Raw genomic sequence first — 22,494 nt, forward strand, 5'->3', positions numbered from 1 at the left:
CGCACACGCCGATCTCGGTGCCTTTCTCGGCGGCCAGCTGCTTGAGCCGGATCGCGGCCGACAGTCCGGCCGGGCCGCCGCCGACGATCACGACGTCGTATTCCATCGATTCGCGCGGGCCGTATGGTGCGACAAACGAAGCGTGTGACATGAGCAGGTAGGCGGGCAGGGATTAGCGTTCGACCGACTCGATTGCGATCGAGATCAGGCGGGCGTCAAGTGCATCGGACTGCAGATCGATTTCTTCGCTGCGGCCGTCGAGCCACAGGCCATGCATCGGCAGCAGGGTCTGGGTACTGAGCGACGCGCTGCTGAAGCGCCATTGGCCGGCCGCGCAAATCAGCAGATGCGTCGGCGCCGGCGTTACGCGGCGTGAATGCGTCGCCACGCTCACGGTGGCCCGGCAGGCGGCGCGGCGCGTCATCACGTTGAGTACGTGCGTGGGTCGCACGATATCGGTCGTCCACACCGGCAAATCGCCGGGAAAGCATGCTGGCACGATCGGGTGCGCGACGAGATGCCCGTCCTGCGCGCGGAGTTCGACGCTCGAGTTGTCGACCGGCACGAGTATCCGGTCGACGCCCGGAAACTGCGAGAAGCGGGCCGGTCCGTCGAGCGTCGCGAGACTGATACGCCAGTCTACATTGCCGTCGGCGTCGATGCGGTTGGCGATCGTTCGCGTGACGCCGGCGCCGTTCGCCCAGGCTTCAGGCTCGACTTGCGCGCAATCGACAAACCTGACGGACGGGTAGTGCGATGCCGACGATGCACTCCCGCTGGAGGAACGTGGTGCAGGTACGCGCGGGACGCCGCCCTGCCCGGAATCCGGGTGCGTCATGCGCCACCCCCGGCGTCGATGTGACGTTCGAGGGCAGCCATCACGTCGAACAGGTCCCCCACGAAGCCCACGTCCGCGAACGAGAAGATGGGCGCATCCGGATCCTTGTTGACGGCGACGATCAGCTTCGAATCCTTCATGCCGGCCAGGTGCTGAATGGCCCCGGAGATCCCGAATGCGAGATAGGCGTCGGGGGCGACGGTTTTGCCTGTCTGGCCCACCTGAATGGCGTTCGGTGCATAGCCGGCGTCGACCGCGGCGCGCGATGCGCCGAGGGCTGCGCCGAAACGCGATGCGAGTGTGCCGAGTCGCACCATGTTCTCGCCGGACGCGAGCCCGCGTCCGCCTGACACGACGATCGGCGCATTCGCGAGATCGACGCCGGCTGTCTGAGTGCTGTTGCGTTCGACGAGCGTCGTCGCGGCGAATGCGGGCGGCGCATCCACGGAATCGATCGGTGCCGGTTCCGCACGCGCGCCTGCCGCCGCGAACGACGACGCGCGCACGGTCGCAAAGCTGGTCTCTCGCGCGCTTTCGACGGTCGCGACGATGCTTCCCGCATACAGGCCGCGCACGAAGCGCCCGTCGTCCGTGATGCCGGTCACGTCCGCGACGAACGCCGCGCCGGCGAGGGCCGCGGCCCGCGGCAACGCGTTCCGGCCCAGCGTGCGATGGGCGGCCGCGATCAGCGTGTAGCGTGGCGCCAGTCCGGCAAGCAGCACGGCGAGGCTTTCCGGCGTGACGGCGCCGGCCGTGCCGGGCAGATCGGGCCGGAGTACACGGTCGACGCCGTCGATCAGCGCGGCTTGCGCGGCCGCCGCGGGATCGAGCACCAGCACGTCGACAGGATGCCGGCGTGCCGTTGCGGCAGTCACGACGCGCCGGACCGTATCCGGCAGCGTATGGTCGGCCGTGGTTTCGGCGATGACGAGCGTTCTCATGCGGAGGTTCCTGTATGAGCAAAGACGCGGTGTGCGGCGAGCGCGGCGATCAACGCATCGATGTCGGCAACGCGGTGGCCTGTGCGCTGCGCCATCGGCTCGTCGAGCTGCACCGCGCGCGACGACGGCACGAGATCGACCGGGAACCGGGCGGCATGAATGACGGCAAGCGGCTTCTGTTTCGCCTTGACGATGCTGGGCAGCGTCACGCGTCGCGGTTCGGCCAGGCGCAGGTCGGCGCTCACGACGGCGCGGCCGGTCAGCCGCCAGGTTGCGGTGCCGCTGTCGTCGCCGCACGTGACGCGCCAGCCGTCGCCTTCGGGCGCGAGAGCGGTCGCGTCGAGACCTTGCGGCCAGCCGAGCAGGCCGGCGAGCATCGGCGCGACGCCGCCGGTGTCGTCGTCGATCGCCTGCTTGCCGCAAAGCACGAGGTCGTAAGGCGACGTGCCGAGGTACGCGTGGAGCAACCGTGCGACGCCCAGCGAGTCGAGCGACGCGGCGACGTCGCCGGTGTCGATCAGGATCGCGTCGTCGGCGCCCATGGCCAGGCCGGTGCGCAGCACGTCCTGGCAAGCGGCCGCGCCGCACGTGACGACGCTCACCTGGGCGGCATGGCCGGCCTCGCGCAGGCGCAGCGCCATCTCGAGCGCGCATTCGTCGAACGGGTTGATGGACATCTTGAGGCCGGTCGTCTCGATCGAACCGGTTGAACCGACCCGCACGCGCACGTTCGGATCGACGACGCGCTTGACGGGCACCAGTATCTTCAGGGGCATGGGAATGTCTCGTCGAAAGGATGAAGATCAGGACACGGCGCCGAGGCCATACTTGCCGGTGAGCAACGCGCCGGTCGCGAAGCGTTCGAGCGAGTAAGGGGCGAGCGACACGTCGGTCGGCTGTCCGAGCGCATGCTGTGCGAGCAGTTTGCCGATGCCGGGCGACAGCTTGAAGCCGTGGCCCGAGAAACCGAAGCCAACCACGAGTCCGTCGATGTCGCCGACGTTGCCAAGCACCGGGTTCCAGTCGGGGGTCACGTCGTAGACGCCGGTCCATGACGACGCGAGCCCGGCTGTCTCGTAGGCGGGAAAGCGTTCGGCGACCTGCGCACCGACTTCGGCGACGTAATCCAGCGAAATGTCGCCCTGTTCGGTTTCCGGCGCATTCAGCGTCTCGCCGACGACGCCCTCGGAGACCAGCATCTGGCTGCCGCCATAGCTGCGGTAATAGAGCATGCCGGGCGAGCCCAGGTCCTTGAACGCCGGCATCTGGAACGAATATCGTGCGTCGCACTCGAGCGCCAGCACGGTGTGCCGTTCCGGTTTCACGGGTAGCGGGACGTCGATCCAGCCGGACAGTTCCGGCGTCCAGATGTTCTGCGTACTGATCAGCGTGCCGCACATGAAGCGGCCGGCACTCGTGTCGACGCCGACGATGCGGCGGCCGTCACGCACGACCCCCGTGACGGTCGTGCCTTCGAGAATCTTCACGCCGCGCCGGCGTGCCGATTTCGCGAAGCTAGTCGCGACGAGATAGGCGTCGGCGAAGCCCGCTTCCGGCTCGAAGCCGATCAGCGCCGCGTCGTCGAACCGTGCGATCGGCAGGCGGGCACGTGCGTCGTCCCGATCGAGCAACTGCACCTCGATGTCCATCGCGCGTTGCGCGTCGAGCGACGCGCGCAGCGGCTCGAGCTTCGCCCCGTCCGGCGCGCAGATCATGTAGCCGCACTTGACGAGCCCGCACGACGCCTCGTCGTCGCCGACGTATTCGGCGAAGTTGTTGAAGGCCGACCACGACGCGCGCGCCAGCTCGACGTTCTGGCGGACCGAATAATGCGTGCGCAGCAGGCCGGACGATTGCGACGTGGTGCCGGCGCCGATCATGCCGCGTTCGATGACGAGCACGTTGCGTGCGCCGAGCGACGCAAGATGATGCGCGACCGACGTGCCGATCACGCCGGCACCGATCACGATGAAGTCGAAGTGGCTCATGGCTTCCCTCTGGATGGACGACGTGCCGATTCTAGGGAGCCGCGGTGCCGCCGAATTTTGTATTAGGCAAACTTATGCAACGTGCCCGGAAGTCCTCATCCTGCGTCCGGGCTGGCCGAATCGGCGCACCATGCGTTCCGTATGCCGGAATGGACGCCGCCGCCACTGGAGCCTCTATGCGACGCACCCTATCGCCTATCGACCTGCGTGCCCTGCAGGCCTTCGTCGCCGTGTGCGAGACCGGTTCGATGACCGCCGCGGCCAGGCGGATCGGTGTCAGCCAGAGCGCGATCAGCCAGGCGATTTCCGCCCTCGAGCGCGAACAGGGGACGGTGCTGTTCGATCGGGACAGCCGCCCGCCGCGCCCCAATATCGCCGGCCGGGCATTGCTGGAACTGGCCGGCCCGCTGCTCGAGCATGCGCAGATGGTCAGCACGCGCGTCGGCGATGCGTCGGACGCGGGCCGGGTGCCCGTGCGGCTCGGCTGCGTCGACTCGTTCGCGGCGACGGTCGGCCCGGAACTGATTCGCGCGGTGTCGGGCACGTCGCGACAGATTTCGATGTGGTCCGGGATCACGCCGGGTTTGAGCAAGCAATTGCATGACCGGGAGATCGACGTCGCCGTATGTACGCAGACCACGCTCAGCGACGCGCGTATCGTCGAAGTCCCGTTGTTCTCCGAAGCATTCGTCGCGGTCGTCGCGCGCGCGCATCTGGCCGGGCGCCCGCAGGCCGACTGGCGAACGCTGGCCGCCGAACTGCCGTTGATCCGTTACACCGCACGTTCCGTGATCGGCCAGCAGGTCGAGCGGTTCGCGCGCCATCTCGGCATTGATAGCCCGAGGCGCTTCGAATTCGACGCGACGGATCCGCTGCTGAGCCTGGTTGCCGCCCGGCTCGGCTTCGCGATCTCGACGCCGCTGTGCCTGTGGCAGGCGCGCCATTACCTCGGCGACGTCGTGGTCGTGCCGCTGCCGGGCGGCCGGCTCGGCCGGCGCGATTTCTTTCTCCTGCACCGACAGGGCGAGTGGGAGGACTTCGTCACGGAGATCATCGAGCTGACGCGCGGCGTGCTCGACCATTCGATCCGGCCGGCGCTCGCGCGCGCCGTGCCGCAGTTACCCGAAGATGCATTGCTTTGATTCGTACGGAGTGCTCGATGAGTGACCTATACACGCTGCAACGCGGCGATGCGCCGCTGCTGATTTCGATTCCGCACCTGGGAACGGCTGTACCCGCGCCGCTGCGCGATGCGTACACCGACCGCGCGCTGACACTCGCCGATACCGACTGGCACCTCGACCGACTGTACGCGTTCGCGACCACGCTCGGCGCGACGATGCTCGGTGCGACGGTTTCGCGTTACGTGATCGACCTCAATCGTCCGTCGGACGACGAGAGCCTGTACCCCGGCCAGACGACGACGGGCTTGTGTCCGACCGAAACGTTTCGGGGCGAGCCCGTCTATCGCGAAGGATGCGAACCGGATGCGGCGGAGAAAGGTCGCCGCGTCGACGCATACTGGCAGCCGTACCACATGGCGCTGGCGGCCGAGCTGGCGCGGCTGCGCGAGCGTCACGGGCACGTGCTGCTTTGGGAAGCGCACTCGATCGCGAGCCTGCTGCCGCGGCTGTTCGACGGCAAGCTGCCCGACCTGAACATCGGCACGCAGGACGGCAGGACCGTTGCGCCGTCCGTGCAGGCCGCGGTCGAGCGCGAGGCTGCCGCAAGCCCGTTCACGTGGGTCGCCAACGGTCGCTTCAAGGGCGGCTTCATCACCCGCTCGTCCGGCCGGCCGTCACACGGCGTGCACGCGATCCAGCTGGAGATGTGCCAGTCGACCTACATGGACGAAGCTTTCCCGTTCGCCTACGACACCGAACGCGCGGCCCACGTGCAGCCGACCGTGCGCCGGATGATCTGCGCGGCGCTGGATGCGCTGGCGGCACTGCCGCGGCTCGCAGCATAAGGAACGCTGATACATCTTCGTAATCAGGGTTCCCGTATCAGTGCGACGTTGCACCGAAGTTGGCGTGGCGCTGCACCCGCAGCACGCAGGGAGCGGGTTCTCACCCGCTGACGCACGGGTGCCATCTCGCCCGAAGTGTTTATTCACGGGAATCTTTGATTCCTGTAGATAAACCTGGCACGAGGCTTGCATTATCTCTCGCGACGGGAGGGTCATTCGTCGGCAGGGGGGCCGTAGACGAAGATCGACAGGAACTGGATCGGGGTCTTGACCAGGCGTTCCGGGCCGTGCGGTACGTCGGCGCGGAACGTCAGGGTGTCGCCTGGATGCAGGATGTAGGTCTGCTGACCGTGCCGGTATTCGATCACGCCCTTGAGCATGTGGATGAACTCGGTGCCGGGATGCTCGAAGACGGGAAAGCGTTCCGCCTGGTCCTCCATCGTGATCAGGAACGGCTCGAAGGTTTTACGCGGACCCTGGTCGTAGGCGAGCAGATGGTAGGTGTGGCCGCTTTTCGTGCCTTTCCGGACGACTTCCATGCCAGCGCCCTTCTTTACGAGCTGGGCGCCGCCCTGCGGGACGTCGAAGTTGCGGAACAGCACGGCCATGGAGACGCCGAGCGCCTGGGCAATGCGGTGGAGTACGTCGAGACCGGTCGAGGTCTGTGCGTTTTCGATCTTCGACAGCATGCCGCGGCTGATGCCGGCCTGTTCGGCGACCTGGGCGATGGTCAGGCCGTGGCTCTGGCGAAGCTCGCGGATGGTCGACCCGAGATAGCGTTCGAGCGGGGTCTTGCTGTCGTCAGCGGTATGCATCGTCGACCTCGGCAAAAGGGGCAAGGGTAGCAGATTGCGGCGTGCGCGCCGGCACGGTCGGGACCGCCGGCGTGCGCACCGCAAGTTTCATATAGGGAATTATTGTTTCACAACAATAAATCCCTTCGCATGCAGAAGGCGTGATCGCAGCGTACCGGACGCGGTGCTTGCCTCATGTCGCGCAATTGGGCCGCTCGCCAGCCGGGCGGATTCCACAAACCAGTGAACGCAGCAGTTGCAAGGAGAGACGATGAACCTGAACGATGCGAGCCCGTTGCCAGTCAACGCACTCGGAAGCGTACCGCGCTTCGATTCGGTGGACGAAGCGCAGACATACCTTGCGCAACACGGTGTGAAGTATGTGCTCGCGCAATTCGTCGACATTCACGGCGTGGCCAAGGCGAAATCGGTGCCGGTCGCGCATCTGGGCAGCGTGCTGACCGCGGGCGCGGGTTTCGCGGGCTTTGCGATCTGGGGTGTCGGCATCGAGCCGAACGGGCCGGACTACATGGCGGTCGGCGATCTCGCGACGCTGACGCCGGTGCCGTGGCAGTCCGGGCTCGCGCGCATCGCGTGCGACGGTCACGTCGACGGCGTACCGTGGGCGTTCGATTCACGCGTGACGCTGAAGAAGCAGGTTGCCCGCCTGACCGAGCGCGGATGGACGCTTTTTACGGGCCTCGAGCCCGAATTTTCGCTGCTGAAGCGCTCCGCGTCGGGCACGCTCGAGCCTTGCGATCCGAGCGATACGCTGGCGAAGCCCTGCTACGACTACAAGGGGCTGTCCCGCACGCGCGTGTTCCTGGAAAAGCTCACCGAATCGCTGCGCGCGGTCGGCATCGACGTCTACCAGATCGACCACGAGGACGCGAACGGGCAGTTCGAGATCAACTACACGTATACCGACTGCCTGACGTCGTGCGATCACTACGTGTTCTTCAAGATGGCCGCGTCGGAAATCGCGAACGAGCTCGGAATGATCTGTTCGTTCATGCCGAAACCGTTCGCGAACCGCCCGGGCAACGGCATGCACATGCACATGTCGATCGGCGACGGCAAGCGCAACCTGTTCGCCGACGCCGACGATACGCTCGGCATGGGCCTGTCGGCACTCGGCTACCGGTTCACGGCGGGCCTGCTCGCGCATGCGTCCGCGCTGGCGGCGCTCTGCAACCCGACGGTGAATTCGTACAAGCGCCTCGTCGTCGGGCGCTCGCTGACCGGCGCGACCTGGGCGCCGGCCTACATCAGCTACGGCGACAACAATCGCTCGACCATGGTGCGGATGCCAGGCGGCCGGATCGAACTGCGTCTGCCGGACGGCGCATGCAACCCGTATCTCGCGACGGCGGCCGTGATCGCCGCCGGGCTCGACGGCATCGACCGCGACCTGTCGCCGGGTGCGCCGGCGAACGAGAACCTGTACGAGTGGCCTGCGCAGAAACTTCGCGACCACGGCATCGGCGTGCTGCCGCAGAACCTTGGCGAGGCGCTCGACGCGCTCGAGGCCGACCGGACGATCTGTGATGCGCTCGGGCCGGTGGTCGACGAGTTCATCAAGCTCAAGCGAATGGAGTGGCTGGAATACATGCGCCACGTATCGGACTGGGAAATCAAGCAGTACGTCGAATTTTTCTGAGGAGCAGGCAACATGTGTGGAATCGTAGGATTGCTGGTCAAGACACCGGCGTTGCGCGACCGGCTCGGCGAGCTGATGGTGCCGATGCTGATCGGCATGACCGAACGCGGCCCGGATTCGGCCGGTCTCGCGGTGTTCGGCGACGCGGTCGAGCCGAACCAGCGCAAGCTGAGCCTGTACTCGGGCTTTACGGATGAAGGCGAGCATTTTCCGTGGGACGTGATGCTCGATCGGCTGAAGGCGTCCGTCGACGCCGCGGCGCGTGTCGATGCGAAGGGAAACCACGCGGTGCTGACCGTCCACGCGCAGGCCGACACGGTCAGGCACTGGCTGAACGAGCATTACCCGCGCGTGTACCTGCTGTCGGCCGGGCGCTCGATCGACCTGTACAAGGACATCGGCCTGCCCGCGGAGATCGCCGCGCGTTACGCGTTCAGCGGCCTCAAGGGCTCTCACCTGGTCGGCCATACGCGGATGGCGACCGAGTCCGCGGTGACGCCGGATCGCGCACATCCGTTTACGGCCGGCGAGGACTTCTGCCTGGTCCACAACGGCTCGCTGTCGAACCCTTACGGCGTGCGCCGGAAGCTGGAGCCGAAGGGCATTCACTTCGATACCGACAACGACACGGAGGCGGCGTGCCGCTTCCTCGAATGGCGACTGCGCGAGGGCGACACGCTGCCGGTGGCACTGCAGAAGGGTTTCGAGGAGCTGGATGGCTTCTACACGTTCCTGATGGGGACGCCCACCGAGCTGGCGCTGATTCGCGACCCGTTCGCATGCAAGCCGGCCGTCGTCGCCGAGAACGACGACTATGTCGCGATCGCGTCGGAGTTCCGCTCGCTCGCGCATCTGCCGGACATCAGGAACGCCAAGGTATTCGAACCCGCACCCGAGGAGATGTACGTATGGAACGCATGACATTCGACCTTGAGCACGCAACCGTCAGGGACGTCAACCAGTACCTGCACGGCAGCGCGGACGTGCTCGACGGGCAGGCGATCGTCGTGGCCTCGCCGAACGGTGCGCACAACATCGCGGTCGGCGTGGACGCCGACGTGACCGTGACGATCGATGGTCACGCCGGCTATTACGCCGGCGGCATGAACCAGCGCGCGACGATCGTCATCGAGGGCAGCGCCGGGACCGGCGTCGCGGAAAACATGATGAGCGGCAAGGTGCACGTGAAGGGCTTCGCGTCGAACGGCGCGGGCGCATCCGCGCACGGCGGGCTGCTCGTGATCGATGGCGATGCCGGGTTGCGTTGCGGCATCTCGCTGAAGGGCGGCGACATCGTCGTCGGCGGGTCGGTCGGCAGCTTCTCCGCATTCATGGCCCAAGCGGGCCGAATGGTGATTTGCGGCGACGCGGGCGACGCACTTGGTGATTCGCTGTACGAAGCAGTGCTCTACGTGAAGGGCGATGTGAAGTCGCTTGGCGCGGACGCGCAATTCGAGCCGATGGCCGACGCGGACTTCAGCGCCGTCGCGGCGCTCCTCGACGCGGCCGGGCTCGACCACGATCCGCGTGCATTCAAGCGCATCGCTTCGGCCCGCACGCTCTACCACTGGAACGCCGACGCGAACCAGGAATATTGAATCCACGCTCCATCGAGGCAACGCCATGGAAGTCAAACCCATTCATTTCGCCCGCTTGCAGCAGGAAGAGTCGTACGGCTACGACCGCAAGACGATCGACTACATCCACACGGCCGCCCAACGCGGCCTGTACGAGATTCGCGGCCTCGGGGCGAAGCGTCACGTACCGCACTTCGACGATCTGCTGTTCCTCGGTGCTTCGCTTTCGCGTTACCCGCTCGAAGGATATCGCGAGAAGTGCACGACGCAGACCGTGCTCGGCACGCGCTTCGCGAAGAAGCCCATCGTGCTCGACATCCCGATCACGGTGGCCGGGATGAGCTTCGGCGCGCTGTCGGCGAACGTCAAGGAAGCGCTCGGCCGCGCGGCGACGGCGGCCGGCACGTCGACGACGACCGGCGACGGCGGGATGACGCAGGAGGAGCGCCGTTCGTCGAAGACGCTCGTCTACCAGTGCCTGCCGTCGCGCTACGGCTTCAATCCCGACGACGTGCGCCGCGCCGATGCGATCGAGGTCGTGATCGGGCAGGGTGCGAAGCCGGGCGGCGGCGGCATGCTGCTCGGACAGAAGGTCAATCCGCGCGTGGCGTCGATGCGCACGCTCCCGGCGGGCGTCGACCAGCGTTCGGCAAGCCGCCATCCGGACTGGACCGGCCCGGACGATCTCGCGATCAAGATCCAGGAACTGCGCGAGATCACCGACTGGGAAAAGCCGATCTACGTGAAGGTCGGGGCAACGCGCACGTTCAATGACGTGAAGCTCGCGGTGCATGCGGGCGCGGATGTCGTCGTGGTCGACGGGATGCAGGGCGGCACGGCGGCAACCCAGACCTGCTTCATCGAGAACGTGGGCATTCCGACGCTCGCGGCGGTCCGTCAGGCCGTCGCCGCGCTCGAGGACCTGAACATGAAGGGGCAGGTTCAACTGATCGTGTCGGGCGGCATTCGCACCGGTGCGGACGTCGCCAAGGCGCTCGCGCTCGGCGCGGATGCCGTCGCGATCGGCCAGGGGGTGCTGATGGCGCTCGGCTGCAACAGCGAATCGTACTTCCAGGACGGCATGCTGCATTCGGCTGCGGCAGATTACGCGGCGCTGCATACGTCGCCGGGTTTCTGCCACCACTGTCATACCGGCAAGTGTCCGGTGGGCGTGACGACGCAGGACGCGGTGCTCGAAAAGCGTCTCGAGCCGGAAGAGGGTGCGCGTCGTGTGCGCAATTACCTGAAGACGCTGAACATGGAGCTGACCACCATCGCGCGCGCCTGCGGCAAGCAGAACGTTCATCACCTGGAGCCGGAAGATCTCGTCGCGCTGACGGTCGAGGCGGCCGCGATGGCGCGCGTGCCGCTGGCCGGCACGTCGTGGATTCCGGGCGAGCGGTCATGACCGCGGTGTGACGGTGCGCGCGACATGGCGCCGCGCAGTAGCGGGCGGCGTCATGTCGTCGGTCGCTTCAGACGCCGCGACCCGCTCGGTGCCTCCGTGCGGTGTCGCGGTCATTCCCGATTTTGCTGGTTCGTCATCGGTTATCGCGTGCATCGCGGGGCGGTGCATGCCTTGCTTCGAGGAAACGACATGAAAAAGACGATTGGCTGGATTCTGTGCGCGTGGCTCGCATTGCTGGCGCTACCCGTGTTCGCGGACGACAAGGTGGCGGCGGTGCCGGTGCCGAACAAGGGCGACACCGCGTGGATGATCGTCGCGACGCTGCTCGTCGTGATGATGGCGGCACCCGGGCTCGGCCTTTTCTACGGCGGAATGGTGCGGGCGAAGAACATGCTGTCGATCCTGATGCAGACACTCGTGGTGTTCTGCCTGCTCGGCGTTCTGTGGGCGGTATACGGTTACAGCATTGCGTTCACCGAAGGCAACGCGTTCTTCGGCGGGCTCTCGAAGGCGTTCCTGGTCGGCATCACGCCGGATTCGACCGCCGCGACCTTCAGCAAGGGTGTCGTCATTCCGGAGTTCATCTACGTGTCGTTCCAGCTGACGTTCGCCGCGATCACGCCCGCGCTGATCGTGGGGGGCATCGCCGAACGCGCGAAATTTTCCGCGGTGCTGGCGTTCATGGTGCTGTGGTTCACCTTCTCGTACCTGCCGATTGCGCACATGGTCTGGTACTGGGCGGGCCCGGATGCTTACACGAGCGCCGCGGCGGCCGACAAGGCCGGCGCGACGGCCGGCTTCTTGTTCCAGAAGGGCGCGATCGATTTCGCAGGCGGCACCGTGGTGCATATCAATGCAGGCATCGCGGCGCTGGTCGGCGCGATCATGATCGGCAAGCGGGCGGGGTTCGGCAGGGAGACGATGGCGCCGCACAATCTGACGATGACGATGATCGGCGGGTCGCTGCTGTGGGTCGGCTGGTTCGGATTCAATGTGGGCTCCGCGCTCGAGGCAAGCGGCGCGGCGACGCTCGCATTCGTCACGACGCTTTTGGCAACCTGTGCGGCGACGGTGTCGTGGACCTTCGTCGAATGGTCGCTGAAGAAGAAGCCGTCCATGCTCGGCGCGGTGTCCGGCGCGATCGCGGGGCTGGTCGTGATCACCCCGGCATGCGGATTCGTCGGGCCGATGGGCGCGATCGCGATGGGGTTGATCGCGGGCATCGTCTGCTATTGGGGCGTCAACGGGCTCAAGCGCCTGCTCGGCGTCGACGATTCGCTCGACGTATTCGGGGTCCACTGCATCGGCGGCATCGCGGGTGCGCTGCTCACCGGGGTATTCGCGTCGCCGTCGCTGGGCGGAACCGGGATCTACGACTACGTGGCAAACAAGGTCGCCGACTACCACATCGGCGAGCAACTGATTGCGCAGTGCTGGGGCGTCGGGACCTCGCTCGTGTGGTCGGCGGTCGTGTCGGTTGCCGCATTCAAGCTGGTCGACATGACGATCGGTCTGCGCGTCGACGGTGAGCGCGAACGTGAGGGTCTCGACGTCAGTTCGCACGGGGAGACGGCTTACCATTCGTGACGATCGGCGTAGCCGCAAACGCGCATTGTGTGCCGGTTCGGCCGCCCCTATCCGGGGCGGCCGAACTGCATCGATTGTAAAGCGGGGCGGCGAGATTGATTAAGGGAGCGCATCGACGGATGACTGAATTCGGCGGCAATTCGTCGTTCATCTGTCTGCCCGACGAACGCTTCGATTGCCAGCGCTCCAGTGCGGAAGTTACTTGCCGTGCTCCTCCCATACCTTCGACCATGAACGAATCGCCTCGAGATTCGTACGGATATCACACAGTACGCCGTCGGCACCCTGGGGATGAAATTGATGTCTGCGAACGCTGTAGAAGTCCTGGGCGAGGATCCTGATGTGACCTACCCTGTCGGCGCAGTAACCGCAGCGAGCGCGAATGCGACCATGCAGAAGCTCAAGTTGTTCCAGGGCCGAAGGGTTTGGAGCAGCGAGATCGTTTTCGCGAAAAATTGCTTCTATCTCGGCTGCGACGTCGCGAATGATTTCAGATGTCTTCATGGAAAACTTTATCCATAACACCGTAGGCGATAGCGATGTCAGATAGGTGCAAATGGGATTTAACAAATTATAATGTTTCGGTCGCGCAATTTTCTTGTTTTTCAAAAATAAATCACTAGTGGTGCAAGTTTTCGTGGGCACTCCCGGTGGCGTCTAATGCGAGTTATTTGGCGCATTTCGATAATGATTAAATGCAATGCAAATCACATAATGAAGTAAGGGAATTTATGAAAACCGCGCCATGGGGAATTTCATCGGCAAGCGAGTCGTCATTGCCGGTGGGTCCCGGTGGCTTCAGCGTCGGCGCGGCCAGGTGTCGTGATGAACCTGACAATGGGAGAGAAGGGTGATGGACCCGATAACCGCATTGCGCTTTTCGCGACGCAGCACCGCGGAGCAGGTCACCGAGGGCCTGGATCTCTCCGGCCGGACGATCCTGATCACGGGCTGTAATTCTGGTATCGGTCTTGAAACGACGCGGGTTTTGGCAATGCGCGGCGCCCGCATCATTGCCGTCGCGAGGGATGAAGACAAGGCGCGCGCCGCCCTGGCGATCGCCGACGCCGCAGATGGCATGGCCGTTGGAGCCGAACTGAGCGATCTCGCTTCCGTTGCCCGCGCCGCCGACCGCATTCTCGCGTGCGGCATCACCCTCGATGCCGTCGTCACCAATGCCGCGATAATGGCGCTGCCAAAGCTGGAGACGGTGAACGGCGTGGAAAAGCAGTTCTTCGTCAACCATGTCGCCCATCATTTGCTGGTGACGCGGTTGCTGCCTTCCATCAACCGCTCGCGCCCGGGCCGGATCGTCATTGTGGGCAGTCATTCCCATCGCTTTGCTCCAGGCGGGAAAGGCATTGATTTCGACAATCTCGACGGTAGCAACGGCTATCGCGGTTTTCCGTTCTATGGCCAGGCGAAGCTCGCCAACATCCTGTTCGCGAACGAGCTTTCACGCAGAGTGGGTCATGTCGGAATCACTGCAAACGCACTCCATCCGGGACTGATCGGCGCCACGGGGCTGCATCGGCATATGCGCGGGCCGTTCAACTGGATCGTCTCGGCTGCGATGCTGTTCGGCAAAACGGTGCCGCAGGGCGCCGCGACAACGTGCCTGCTGGCCGCGCATCCTGCGCTGAACGGCGTCACCGGCCGTTATTTCGCGGATTGCCGCCCTGCCGAATCCTCGGCCTTTGCCCGGGACGCCGATCTCGCCCGGCGCCTCTGGGACCGCACCGAGGAAATCATCGCATCCCACGGGATGACCTGATCCCGAACGCTTCGGTTGCCTGCAGGTGTGTGCAAGGGGCAATCGCATCCGCTAGCCGCGCACGCGCGCCTTCTCCGGATCGTAAAAGATCGGGGCGGTCACCCGCGCGTCGATGCGCTTCTGCTGGCCGTCGAGCTTGCCGACGTGGAGCACGTTGCCCGGCTCCGTGTGGTGAACGTCGATTCGCGCGAGCGCGATGCTCCTGCCGAGGATCGGCGAGCGCATGCCGCTCGTGACGACGCCGACCTGTGCCCGCCCGTTGTGCACGCAATCGCCGTGACGGGCCGGTTCGTTGCCGGCGAGTTCGAGCCCGACGAGCCGGCGGTGCGGATGCGCGCTGCGGCGAAGCAGCGCGTCGCGCCCGACGAAGTCATCGGTCTTCGTCGCGAGCGGAACGCTGAAGCCGATGCCGGCCTCGAACGGATCGGTTTCGTCGGAGAATTCGTAGCCGGCAAACACGAGCCCGGCTTCGATCCGCAACAGGTCGAGCGCGTCGAGACCGAGCGGCACGAGTCCGTGCGGCTGGCCCGCCGCCCAGATCGCGTCCCATACGGCTTGCGCGTCGCGCGGATGGCACCAGACCTCATAGCCGAGCTCGCCGGTGTAGCCGGTCCTGCTGACGATGACGGGGCAGCCGTCGTCGCCGCCGAGGCGGCCGATCAGGAAGCGGAACCAGCCGAGGCTGTCGAGCGACGGCTGGGTCGCGGGCGTGCGGATCAGCGCGCGCAGGATCTCGCGGCTGCGCGGCCCTTGCAGCGCGACATTGTGGATCTGGTCGGACGACGACTTGACCCAGGCCTTCATGCCGAGCCTGTTCGCCTGCTCCCGCAGCCAGATACCCGCGAAATCGTCGCCGCAGATCCAGCGGAACGTATCGGGGCCGAGCCGCATCAGCGTGCCGTCGTCGAGCATTCCGCCGTGCGGATGGCACATCGCCGAGTAGACGACCTGTCCGACCGCGAGCCTGCGCACGTCGCGCGTCAGGCAGTATTGCAACAGGGCCTCGGCGTCGGGGCCGGTGACGTCGAACTTGCGCAACGCGGACAGATCGACGATCGCCGCGCGCTCGCGGCAGCCGTAGTATTCGTCGATCGCGCCGTAGCCGTCGAACCGCGCCGGCAGGTGCCAGCCGCGGTAGTCGGCAAAGTGGCGCGTGAGCGCCGACGTGCGGGCGTGGAAGCCCGACTGGCGCGTCAGCACGGGCGGGGCGTCGGGGGTGGGTCTGATGGCGGTGGACATGGTGAAGCGCGCCTCGCTCGAATAGGTTCGGATCCGGATGTCGGTCGGTTGCCACGCGTTCGCGGGGTCGATGTCGTCGGGGCACGACGTGCTGACGCACAGCAGCGGCTTCAGCGCGCGCAGCAGCACGTAGTCGCCCGGGCGCGACCACGGCTCGTCGATCGTCATCTGGCCGTGCGCGTCGATCGAGGTGTTGAAGAAGAAATTGATCGCCGGCCAGCCGGGACGCGCGGCGATGCCGTATTCGGCGAGCGCCGCACTGATGTTGTCGCTGCAGTTCGCATGGCCCGGGTAACCCTGCGTGTCGTAATAGCGCGCGGTGCACGCGAGCGCGAACGTGTCGTGCCGGCCGACGGTATCGTGCACGACTTCGAGCATCGGCTGCATGAGCTGATCGAAGAACCGCGAGTACAGACCGGGCATGGGATACGCATGACCGTTCAGCGTGCGGGTGACGGTCGGATCGAGACCGACTTCCCGGTGCCCACCGAGCGCGTCGAGATCGAATGCGACGAAATCGGAGCATTGCCTGCCGTCGACGTCGACGATCTGCAGGTACTCGCCGGCCGCGACCGTGTACGCGACGGCCGTTCCGGGACGGATGAGGAAATCCGCGAGCGGATCGGCGAGCGGCACGCTCGTCTGCGTGGCAGCGGACGCGCCCGCGCGCACGACGGACAGCTGAAGCTCCGTCGCCGGCTGGCCGGCCCGGTCCACGGGCACGGGGCCGCCGGGCGCCGCGACGATCGCGACGATCGGCTCCGTCGCGACGAACGTGCGCATGGTGCCGGCGCGGGTGTCGCCGGACCAGAGGACGGCGCCGTCGGGCAACGGCTTGCCCGTCAGCCCGTGCCGTTCGAGCAGGATGGCGAGATCCGCTTGTGCTGCGGAAGCGCCGTTCAGGCATTCGGCGATGAAGCGTGCGCTGTCGTCGGGCGTCAGGGCGAGCGCGGCCAGCGCACTGCCGCCGTCGCGCACGCGCAATGCGAGCAGCTCCGCGCGCTGCCGGCCTTCGACGTCGATCACCTGCAGCGCATCGCCGGCATCGAGCTTGACGGCGGCGAGCCCCGCACCGGCGACACGATGGCGTTCGCGGCCGGCCGCATGCGCGGACAACGCAGGTTCGTGCGGCCGCGACACGGTCGGTGGTCGAATGAGCATGGACGTTCCTTGAATGAGTGGACGGGCGCGGCCCGCGATGCGCGCGGCCGCGAACGGCACGTCGGGTGTCGCGGCACCCGGGGCCCGGTCGGGTGACGCGACAGCGCAGTGCCGCGACAGTCAGCCGGCGCGAACGCGCGGCTCGGGCGCACGCTCGCCGAGGTACGCGTCCATCGAATCGTCGAGCGCGTCGAGCCACGGCGTGTGATGCGGCGGCGACTGGGTGCCGGTCATCAGCGAGCGATACGATTTGTCGCGATAGCCCATGATGTTCTCGTGCTTGTCGTGTTTCCACGCGAGGAACGTGCGATTGACGCCGGCGATGTCGAAGCTCGGATAGTCGGTCGCATCGATCAGGTCCTGGATATAGCTGCCCTGATACTCGAACATCTGCTGGTTGGTGACCAGCGTTTCCTCGCGCGCGCGCCACGCGAGACTGTCGGCGTGCATCGCGTCGAAACCGGGCAGCGCGATGCGGCCGAGGATGACGTCGCGTGCGTACCAGGCTTGCGCGTCGAACATGTTGAACGAGTACCAGAGGTCCTGCATGCCGAGATAGATCAATTTCGGATTGCGTTCCCAGAAGATGCCTTTGTACAGGTCGAGCGGCCAAAGCCGGTTGTTCGTCTTCAGGCGCAGGCTGTCGGGCAGGAACGGGAAATGGTGCTGGTATCCGGTGCAGAGGATGATCGCGTGGATCTTCTTGCTGCTGCCGTCGGCGAAAAACGCGACGTTGCCGCGCACGCGCTCGAGCAACGGCTTTTCCTCCCAGTTCGCCGGCCAGTGATAACCCATCGGCGCCGTGCGATAGCAGCTCGTGATGCTGCGCGCGCCATACTTGTAGCATTGCGACCCGATGTCCTCGGCCGAATAGCTGCTGCCGACGAGCAGGATGTCCTTGTCCTTGAATTCGAGCGCGTCGCGAAAGTCGTGCGCATGCAGGATGCGTCCGCCGAAGCTGTCGAAGCCGGGAAAGCTCGGCATGTTCGGGGTCGAGAAATGGCCGCACGCATTCACGACGTAGTCGAAGTCTTCCGCGTACACGACGTCCTTGTCGAGATCGTGAGCGGTCACCGTGAAGCGGCCGCTCGCGCCGTCGAACGCAACCTGGCGCACGACGGTGCTGAAGCGGATGTCCTTGCGCACGCCGGCCTTCTCGACGCGTCCCTTGATGTAGTCCCACAGCACTTCGCGCGGCGGATACGACGCGATCGGCTTGCCGAAGTGTTCCTCGAACGTGTAGTCGGCGAACTCCAGGCATTCCTTCGGGCCGTTCGACCACAGATAGCGGTACATGCTGCCGTGGATTGGCTCGCCATGCTCGTCGGTGCCGGTGCGCCACGTGTAGTTCCACATGCCGCCCCAGTCGCGCTGCTTCTCGAAGCAGACGAGCTGGGGGATGTCCGCGCCCTTCGCCTGGGCCGACTGGAAGGCGCGAAGCTGGGCCATGCCGGACGGGCCGGCACCGATGATTGCAACACGTTGTGTCATCGCGTTCTACCTCGTTGGAAGTGGTTAGCCGTGGTTCGGCGAACGGCGCGTGCCGTTCGTGCGCGGACGCGGGTCACGTCGCGCGCTGCCGCCGCGCCGCGAGCGCGGTGTTCTTCATCAGGAAGGCGATCGTCAGCGGACCGACGCCGCCCGGAACCGGCGTCAACGCGGCGGCGACGCGCGCCACGCTGTCGTGGTCGACATCGCCGACGAGCCGCGTCGCGCCGCCGGATTCGATGCGGTTGATGCCGACATCCACGACGACCGCGCCCGGCTTGATCCAGTCCGCATCGACGAGCCCCGGCTTGCCGGCCGCCGCGACGACGATGTCCGCCTGGCGGCACAGTTCGGCGGCGTTCGCGCTGCGCGAGTGGACGGTCGTCACCGAGCAGTCGGACTGGAGCAGCAGCGCGGCCATCGGCTTGCCGACGATGTTCGAGCGCCCGACGACGACTGCATGCTTGCCGCGCAAGTCGCCGACGATCTCCCGCAGCAGATGCATGCAGCCCGACGGCGTGCACGGCACGAGCGAGTCCTGGCCGAGCGCGAGCCCGCCGACGTTGTCGCGATGGAAGCCGTCGACGTCCTTGCGCGGATCGATCGCGTCGATCACGGCCGCGGCGTCGAGCGGCGCGGGCAGCGGCATCTGCACGAGAATCCCGTGGACGTCGGGGTCGGCGTTCAGCTCGGCGACGAGCGCGAGCAAGTCGGACGCGGCGGTGTCGGCGGGCAGCCGATGCTCGATCGAACGGATGCCGACCTGCTGCGCGCGCAGCATCTTGTTGCGCACATAGACGTGGCTCGCCGGGTCGTCGCCGACGAGTACGACCGCGAGGCCGGGCAGCACGCCGTCGCCGCGCAGCCGCGCGACGTCGTGCCGGACGGATTCCAGCAGCGCGTCGGCGATCGCCTTGCCGTCGATGATCGTCGCGCCGCTCATCGGAAGATCACCGTGCGGTTCTGGTTCAGGAACACGCGGTGCTCGGTGTGATACTTGACCGCACGCGACAGTGCGACCGTCTCGGTGTCGCGTCCGATCGCGACGAGATCGGACGGCTGCAGCACGTGGTCGACGCGCTGCACCTCCTGCTCGATGATCGGCCCTTCGTCGAGGTCGGACGTCACGTAGTGGGCGGTCGCGCCGATCAGCTTCACGCCGCGCTCGAACGCCTGGTGGTACGGCTTCGCGCCCTTGAACCCCGGCAGGAACGAGTGGTGGATATTGATCGCGCGGCCGGCGAGCCGCTCGCACAGGTCGTTCGACAGGATCTGCATGTAGCGGGCCAGCACGACGAGTTCGGTGCCGGTTTCGTCGACGATGCGCATCAGCTCCGCCTCCTGCCGCGTTCGGGTGTCCGGCGTGATCGGCAGGTAGATGAAGCGGATGCCCTCGCGCTCGGCCATCGGCCGCAGATCCAGATGGTTCGACACGACCGCGGTGATCTGCATGCGCAGCTCGCCCTTGCGGAAGCGGTACAGCAGGTCGGACAGGCAGTGGTCGAACTTGCTGACCATCAGCAGCACCTTCATCGGTTCGCCGGCGCTTTTCAGTTGCCACTGCATCGAGAAATCCCGGGCGACGCCCGCGAAATCGCGCTGCAGCTGCTCGACGTTGCCGTTCGCACCGGTGTTGAAGCGGAACACGGCGCGCATGAAGAACGTGCCGCTGACCTCGTCGTCGTATTGCGCCAGCTCGCCGATGTAGCAGTTCGATGCGGCGAGATGGGCGGTGACGGCAGCCACGATGCCGGACGTGGCCGGGCAGCTGATCGTCAGGATGTAGTTCGGATTCACGTCGTGTGTCCTCGAAACGGATCGGAATGCGGGAAAGGCCGGCCGTCGCCGGTCATGCATGGTCGTCAACGCGTCAGCCGACGGCCGTGCGCTTTTTCTTGTCGGGATCGTCGAACGGCAACAGCGCGGTGGTCGCGCGCGTCTCGACGCTGCCCTTCACCACGAGCGGCACGCCCGCACGGGCATGCCGGACGTCGAGGCGGGCGAGCGCGAGCGAGCGCCCCGTCAGCCGCGAATACATCGCGCACGTGATCACGCCGGCCGCCTTGCCGTCGTGCCACAGCGTGTCGCCGGCCTGCGCGGCCTTCGCGGCCTCGAGCTCGACGCCGAAGATCCGGAACCGCTCCTTGCCGGCGAGCCGGAAGTGCTCGGCCGCGCCGCAGAATTCGGTCTTGCCGGGCGACACCGTGAAATCGAGGCCGAGTTCCCACAGCGTGTCGCCGGCGCGCTCGTCGGCAAACGGGTACATCTCGGAGTTGTCGTACGGGTAGAACAGCAGGTAGCTCTCGACGCGCAGCCAGTCGAGCGCGGTGAATGCGCAGGGGACGACGCCCATCGCCCGGCCCTTGTCGAGGATCGTGTCCCAGATGAACGGCGCGTCGGCGGCCTTGCAGAAGATCTCGTAGCCGCGCTCGCCGGTGTAGCCGGTGCGCGAGATCATCGCCGGCCGGCCGAACAGGCGCGTCTGCACATGGTGGAAGTACGGCAGGTTGCGGATGTCCGGCACGTATTCGGCAAGGAAGTCGACCGCGACCGGCCCCTGCAGCGACAGGTCGTGCAGGTCGTCGTCGAACAGCACGGCGACCTGCCGGCCATACGCGGAGCGCACAAGGCGCTCGTACCCCGCGCCCGCGCCATGGACGACCATGAACGCATTGGGGCCGGTGCGGTAGACGATGCAGTCGTCGATGAACTTGCCGCTCTCGTCGAGCAGCGTCGCGTACACCGACTTGCCGGGATACAGTTTGCCGATGTCGCGCGTCGTCGCCCAGTTCAGCAGGCTTTCGGCGTGCGGGCCGACATAGTGCACCTTCTTCAGCCCCGATACGTCCATCAGGCCGGCACGGGTGCGAATGGCCTCGTGGTGGTCGGCGAGATCGGTCGCATAGGTCCATGCGGTGCCCATGCCGTTCCAGTCCTCGAGATTCGAGCCGAGTGCGCGATGCCGGTCCGCGAGGGCGGAGATGCGCCAGGAGTTCGCCATCTTGAATGCTCCAAACGAAAGTGAAGGTCGATTACGGAAAACGCCGGGTCAGGCGTGGACGTCGAACCGGCTGAGCCATTCGACGAGCGTGTGCCGGTAGCGGGTCATGCCCTTGTATTCGGCGATCGGGTCGGGCAGGTCGCGCAGCACGCGGTGCAGCCGGCGCGCCCACACCGGGTTGCCGACGAGGTCGGCCATGCTGCACAGGTAGGTGCGGATGCCGAACATCAGCGCATTGCTGCGCGCAAGCCGTGCCATCAATTGCAGCTCGACGCGCAGGTGCACGGCTTCGCCGACGTTGTCGGGCGTCACGCGCCCGCGGTCCGCGCCCCACTGGTGATAGGTCTCGGGCGACGTGTCGAGGCGCGGATGAATGGTCAGCGTCCAGTTCAGGCGGCGCACGGGGTGGCCTGCCTGCACGCCGAGCAGGTATTTCAGCGCGCGGTCGAATACGCCCGCCTGGTGCGCGAGCGGCACCGGCGCGTGCCATTGTTTGAAACTCATGCCCGCATCGAACGCGAGCGACCAGTCGGCCGGGCCGGTGACGACGCCGGCGTCCATGTACAGGTCGCCGTCGCGCTGGTCGAGCAGCGCGATGTCGCCTTGCGTCTGCCGCATGACGTATTCGAGCGGGCCGTACGGCAGCGTGCGCGCGTCGCCGAACACGAAGGCCTGGTCGAGGTCGAGCGCGTGGTTTCGCCAGCGCCAGCGATCACCGTCGCGCTCGAGCGCGAACCACGCCGGATAGTCGTGCGCGAGATGCGTCATGATCATCTCCAGCGTGTCCCAGCACGCGGTCTCCATGTGCGGCATCACGATCGCGCGGCGCGGATCGGCGTCGAGCACGCGTGCGCGTTCGGCGATCTCGGAACGGTAGTGCTCGTCGATGTCGAAGTGGTGCGCGAAGACCGAGCCGGGATCGCGCGGCGTCGCGGGCTCGAGGTTGACCGAATACATGTACCGGTCCTCGGGGAACGGAAACGGAAAGCGCGCGATCGCCGCCGGGCTGTTGCGGAACGAGAAGTCGTCGCGATAGGTTTGCGCGGGCTTGATGAATACGCTCATGGCT

General features: G+C 66.2%; 21 protein-coding genes. 8 read left to right on the top strand and 13 right to left on the bottom strand.

From position 1 onward, the window contains the following. The 5 genes from U4012_RS28060 to U4012_RS28080 form a co-directional block, all read right to left on the bottom strand. Window positions 1-151: FAD-dependent oxidoreductase (locus U4012_RS28060; RefSeq protein WP_321802614.1), on the bottom strand; the 151-nt coding region annotated here is incomplete at its 3' end. Between the two features lie 21 nt (window positions 152-172). Further along, window positions 173-838: a HutD family protein gene (locus U4012_RS28065; RefSeq protein WP_321802387.1), complete on the bottom strand. Its 666-nt coding sequence runs from the start codon at window positions 836-838 to the stop codon at window positions 173-175. Further along, the gene (locus U4012_RS28070) at window positions 835-1,779 is read right to left on the bottom strand and encodes an electron transfer flavoprotein subunit alpha/FixB family protein (protein WP_321802390.1); all 945 of its coding nucleotides are present in this window, start codon (window positions 1,777-1,779) and stop codon (window positions 835-837) included. The genes U4012_RS28065 and U4012_RS28070 overlap by 4 nt, the downstream gene beginning before the upstream one ends. Next, window positions 1,776-2,555 carry an electron transfer flavoprotein subunit beta/FixA family protein gene (locus U4012_RS28075; protein WP_321802392.1) on the bottom strand — a complete coding sequence of 260 codons (780 nt, stop codon included), beginning with the start codon at window positions 2,553-2,555 and terminating at the stop codon, window positions 1,776-1,778. Before U4012_RS28075 ends, U4012_RS28070 begins: the two co-directional genes overlap by 4 nt. 27 nt (window positions 2,556-2,582) lie before the next feature. Beyond that, window positions 2,583-3,767, bottom strand: a complete 1,185-nt coding sequence (locus U4012_RS28080) for an FAD-binding oxidoreductase (protein ID WP_321802394.1) — start codon at window positions 3,765-3,767, stop codon at window positions 2,583-2,585. A gap of 176 nt (window positions 3,768-3,943) precedes the next feature. Between U4012_RS28080 and U4012_RS28085 the strand changes: the two genes are divergently transcribed. Next, window positions 3,944-4,909 carry a LysR family transcriptional regulator gene (locus U4012_RS28085; protein WP_321802616.1) on the top strand — a complete coding sequence of 322 codons (966 nt, stop codon included), beginning with the start codon at window positions 3,944-3,946 and terminating at the stop codon, window positions 4,907-4,909. Between the two features lie 17 nt (window positions 4,910-4,926). Beyond that, a complete protein-coding gene (gene hutG, locus U4012_RS28090) occupies window positions 4,927-5,736 on the top strand; it encodes an N-formylglutamate deformylase (protein WP_321802396.1) in 810 nt (269 codons plus the stop codon). Between the two features lie 212 nt (window positions 5,737-5,948). Here hutG and U4012_RS28095 read toward each other — a convergent pair whose 3' ends face one another. Continuing rightward, on the bottom strand, window positions 5,949-6,551 hold the full coding sequence (locus U4012_RS28095; protein WP_321802398.1) for an XRE family transcriptional regulator: 603 nt from the start codon (window positions 6,549-6,551) through the stop codon (window positions 5,949-5,951). 250 nt (window positions 6,552-6,801) lie between these two features. On the opposite strand from U4012_RS28095, the gene glnT reads away from it, so the two are divergent. The 5 genes from glnT to U4012_RS28120 all read left to right on the top strand — a co-directional run bounded on the left by glnT (window position 6,802) and on the right by U4012_RS28120 (window position 12,762). Continuing rightward, entirely contained in the window at window positions 6,802-8,190 is a 1,389-nt protein-coding gene (gene glnT, locus U4012_RS28100) for a type III glutamate--ammonia ligase (protein ID WP_185715754.1), read from the top strand. Between the two features lie 12 nt (window positions 8,191-8,202). Beyond that, window positions 8,203-9,111, top strand: a complete 909-nt coding sequence (locus tag U4012_RS28105; RefSeq protein WP_321802401.1) for an amidophosphoribosyltransferase — start codon at window positions 8,203-8,205, stop codon at window positions 9,109-9,111. Then, the gene (locus U4012_RS28110; RefSeq protein WP_321802403.1) at window positions 9,099-9,788 is read left to right on the top strand and encodes a protein glxC; all 690 of its coding nucleotides are present in this window, start codon (window positions 9,099-9,101) and stop codon (window positions 9,786-9,788) included. The genes U4012_RS28105 and U4012_RS28110 overlap by 13 nt, the downstream gene beginning before the upstream one ends. A 25-nt stretch (window positions 9,789-9,813) precedes the next feature. Beyond that, entirely contained in the window at window positions 9,814-11,175 is a 1,362-nt protein-coding gene (locus U4012_RS28115; protein ID WP_039370809.1) for an FMN-binding glutamate synthase family protein, read from the top strand. 189 nt (window positions 11,176-11,364) lie between these two features. After that, on the top strand, window positions 11,365-12,762 hold the full coding sequence (locus U4012_RS28120; protein ID WP_124521263.1) for an ammonium transporter: 1,398 nt from the start codon (window positions 11,365-11,367) through the stop codon (window positions 12,760-12,762). Window positions 12,763-12,960: 198 nt separating this feature from the next. Here the strand turns inward: U4012_RS28120 and U4012_RS28125 are convergent, their stop codons facing one another. Beyond that, window positions 12,961-13,266, bottom strand: coding sequence for a hypothetical protein (locus U4012_RS28125; RefSeq protein ID WP_260427865.1), 306 nt, complete (start codon window positions 13,264-13,266; stop codon window positions 12,961-12,963). Window positions 13,267-13,615: 349 nt separating this feature from the next. Between U4012_RS28125 and U4012_RS28130 the strand changes: the two genes are divergently transcribed. Next, window positions 13,616-14,536, top strand: a complete 921-nt coding sequence (locus tag U4012_RS28130; RefSeq protein WP_321802410.1) for an SDR family oxidoreductase — start codon at window positions 13,616-13,618, stop codon at window positions 14,534-14,536. Window positions 14,537-14,587: 51 nt separating this feature from the next. On the opposite strand, the gene U4012_RS28135 is transcribed toward U4012_RS28130, so the two are convergent. The 6 genes from U4012_RS28135 to U4012_RS28160 all read right to left on the bottom strand — a co-directional run bounded on the left by U4012_RS28135 (window position 14,588) and on the right by U4012_RS28160 (window position 22,490). Beyond that, entirely contained in the window at window positions 14,588-16,936 is a 2,349-nt protein-coding gene (locus tag U4012_RS28135; protein ID WP_321802412.1) for a DUF1989 domain-containing protein, read from the bottom strand. Window positions 16,937-17,056: 120 nt separating this feature from the next. Then, entirely contained in the window at window positions 17,057-18,427 is a 1,371-nt protein-coding gene (locus U4012_RS28140; protein WP_321802414.1) for an NAD(P)/FAD-dependent oxidoreductase, read from the bottom strand. Between the two features lie 73 nt (window positions 18,428-18,500). Further along, a complete protein-coding gene (locus U4012_RS28145) occupies window positions 18,501-19,367 on the bottom strand; it encodes a bifunctional methylenetetrahydrofolate dehydrogenase/methenyltetrahydrofolate cyclohydrolase FolD (protein ID WP_321802416.1) in 867 nt (288 codons plus the stop codon). Further along, window positions 19,364-20,221 (bottom strand): formyltetrahydrofolate deformylase, encoded by an 858-nt coding sequence (gene purU, locus U4012_RS28150; protein ID WP_260426285.1) that lies wholly within the window; start codon window positions 20,219-20,221, stop codon window positions 19,364-19,366. The genes U4012_RS28145 and purU overlap by 4 nt, the downstream gene beginning before the upstream one ends. Before the next feature lie 73 nt (window positions 20,222-20,294). Beyond that, window positions 20,295-21,425: an aminomethyltransferase family protein gene (locus U4012_RS28155; protein ID WP_321802419.1), complete on the bottom strand. Its 1,131-nt coding sequence runs from the start codon at window positions 21,423-21,425 to the stop codon at window positions 20,295-20,297. Window positions 21,426-21,473: 48 nt separating this feature from the next. Further along, window positions 21,474-22,490 (bottom strand): DUF3445 domain-containing protein, encoded by a 1,017-nt coding sequence (locus U4012_RS28160; protein WP_321802420.1) that lies wholly within the window; start codon window positions 22,488-22,490, stop codon window positions 21,474-21,476. Between the last annotated feature and the right edge of the window lie 4 nt (window positions 22,491-22,494).

Origin of the sequence: Burkholderia sp. BCC1988, assembly GCF_905339895.1 — a bacterium.
Taxonomy (GTDB): Bacteria; Pseudomonadota; Gammaproteobacteria; order Burkholderiales; family Burkholderiaceae; genus Burkholderia.

Excerpts from the sequence above, each read along its gene's own strand:
- U4012_RS28125 (WP_260427865.1), bottom strand. The coding sequence starts at position 13,266 with ATGAAGACATCTGAAATCATTCGCGACGTCGCAGCCGAGATAGAAGCA.
- U4012_RS28065 (WP_321802387.1), bottom strand. The coding sequence starts at position 838 with ATGACGCACCCGGATTCCGGGCAGGGCGGCGTCCCGCGCGTACCTGCA.
- hutG (WP_321802396.1), top strand. The coding sequence starts at position 4,927 with ATGAGTGACCTATACACGCTGCAACGCGGCGATGCGCCGCTGCTGATT.
- U4012_RS28145 (WP_321802416.1), bottom strand. The coding sequence starts at position 19,367 with ATGAGCGGCGCGACGATCATCGACGGCAAGGCGATCGCCGACGCGCTG.
- U4012_RS28120 (WP_124521263.1), top strand. The coding sequence starts at position 11,365 with ATGAAAAAGACGATTGGCTGGATTCTGTGCGCGTGGCTCGCATTGCTG.
- U4012_RS28110 (WP_321802403.1), top strand. The coding sequence starts at position 9,099 with ATGGAACGCATGACATTCGACCTTGAGCACGCAACCGTCAGGGACGTC.
- U4012_RS28135 (WP_321802412.1), bottom strand. The coding sequence starts at position 16,936 with ATGCTCATTCGACCACCGACCGTGTCGCGGCCGCACGAACCTGCGTTG.
- U4012_RS28160 (WP_321802420.1), bottom strand. The coding sequence starts at position 22,490 with ATGAGCGTATTCATCAAGCCCGCGCAAACCTATCGCGACGACTTCTCG.
- U4012_RS28085 (WP_321802616.1), top strand. The coding sequence starts at position 3,944 with ATGCGACGCACCCTATCGCCTATCGACCTGCGTGCCCTGCAGGCCTTC.
- glnT (WP_185715754.1), top strand. The coding sequence starts at position 6,802 with ATGAACCTGAACGATGCGAGCCCGTTGCCAGTCAACGCACTCGGAAGC.
- U4012_RS28075 (WP_321802392.1), bottom strand. The coding sequence starts at position 2,555 with ATGCCCCTGAAGATACTGGTGCCCGTCAAGCGCGTCGTCGATCCGAAC.
- U4012_RS28080 (WP_321802394.1), bottom strand. The coding sequence starts at position 3,767 with ATGAGCCACTTCGACTTCATCGTGATCGGTGCCGGCGTGATCGGCACG.
- U4012_RS28115 (WP_039370809.1), top strand. The coding sequence starts at position 9,814 with ATGGAAGTCAAACCCATTCATTTCGCCCGCTTGCAGCAGGAAGAGTCG.
- U4012_RS28140 (WP_321802414.1), bottom strand. The coding sequence starts at position 18,427 with ATGACACAACGTGTTGCAATCATCGGTGCCGGCCCGTCCGGCATGGCC.
- U4012_RS28105 (WP_321802401.1), top strand. The coding sequence starts at position 8,203 with ATGTGTGGAATCGTAGGATTGCTGGTCAAGACACCGGCGTTGCGCGAC.
- U4012_RS28130 (WP_321802410.1), top strand. The coding sequence starts at position 13,616 with ATGGACCCGATAACCGCATTGCGCTTTTCGCGACGCAGCACCGCGGAG.
- U4012_RS28095 (WP_321802398.1), bottom strand. The coding sequence starts at position 6,551 with ATGCATACCGCTGACGACAGCAAGACCCCGCTCGAACGCTATCTCGGG.
- U4012_RS28155 (WP_321802419.1), bottom strand. The coding sequence starts at position 21,425 with ATGGCGAACTCCTGGCGCATCTCCGCCCTCGCGGACCGGCATCGCGCA.
- U4012_RS28070 (WP_321802390.1), bottom strand. The coding sequence starts at position 1,779 with ATGAGAACGCTCGTCATCGCCGAAACCACGGCCGACCATACGCTGCCG.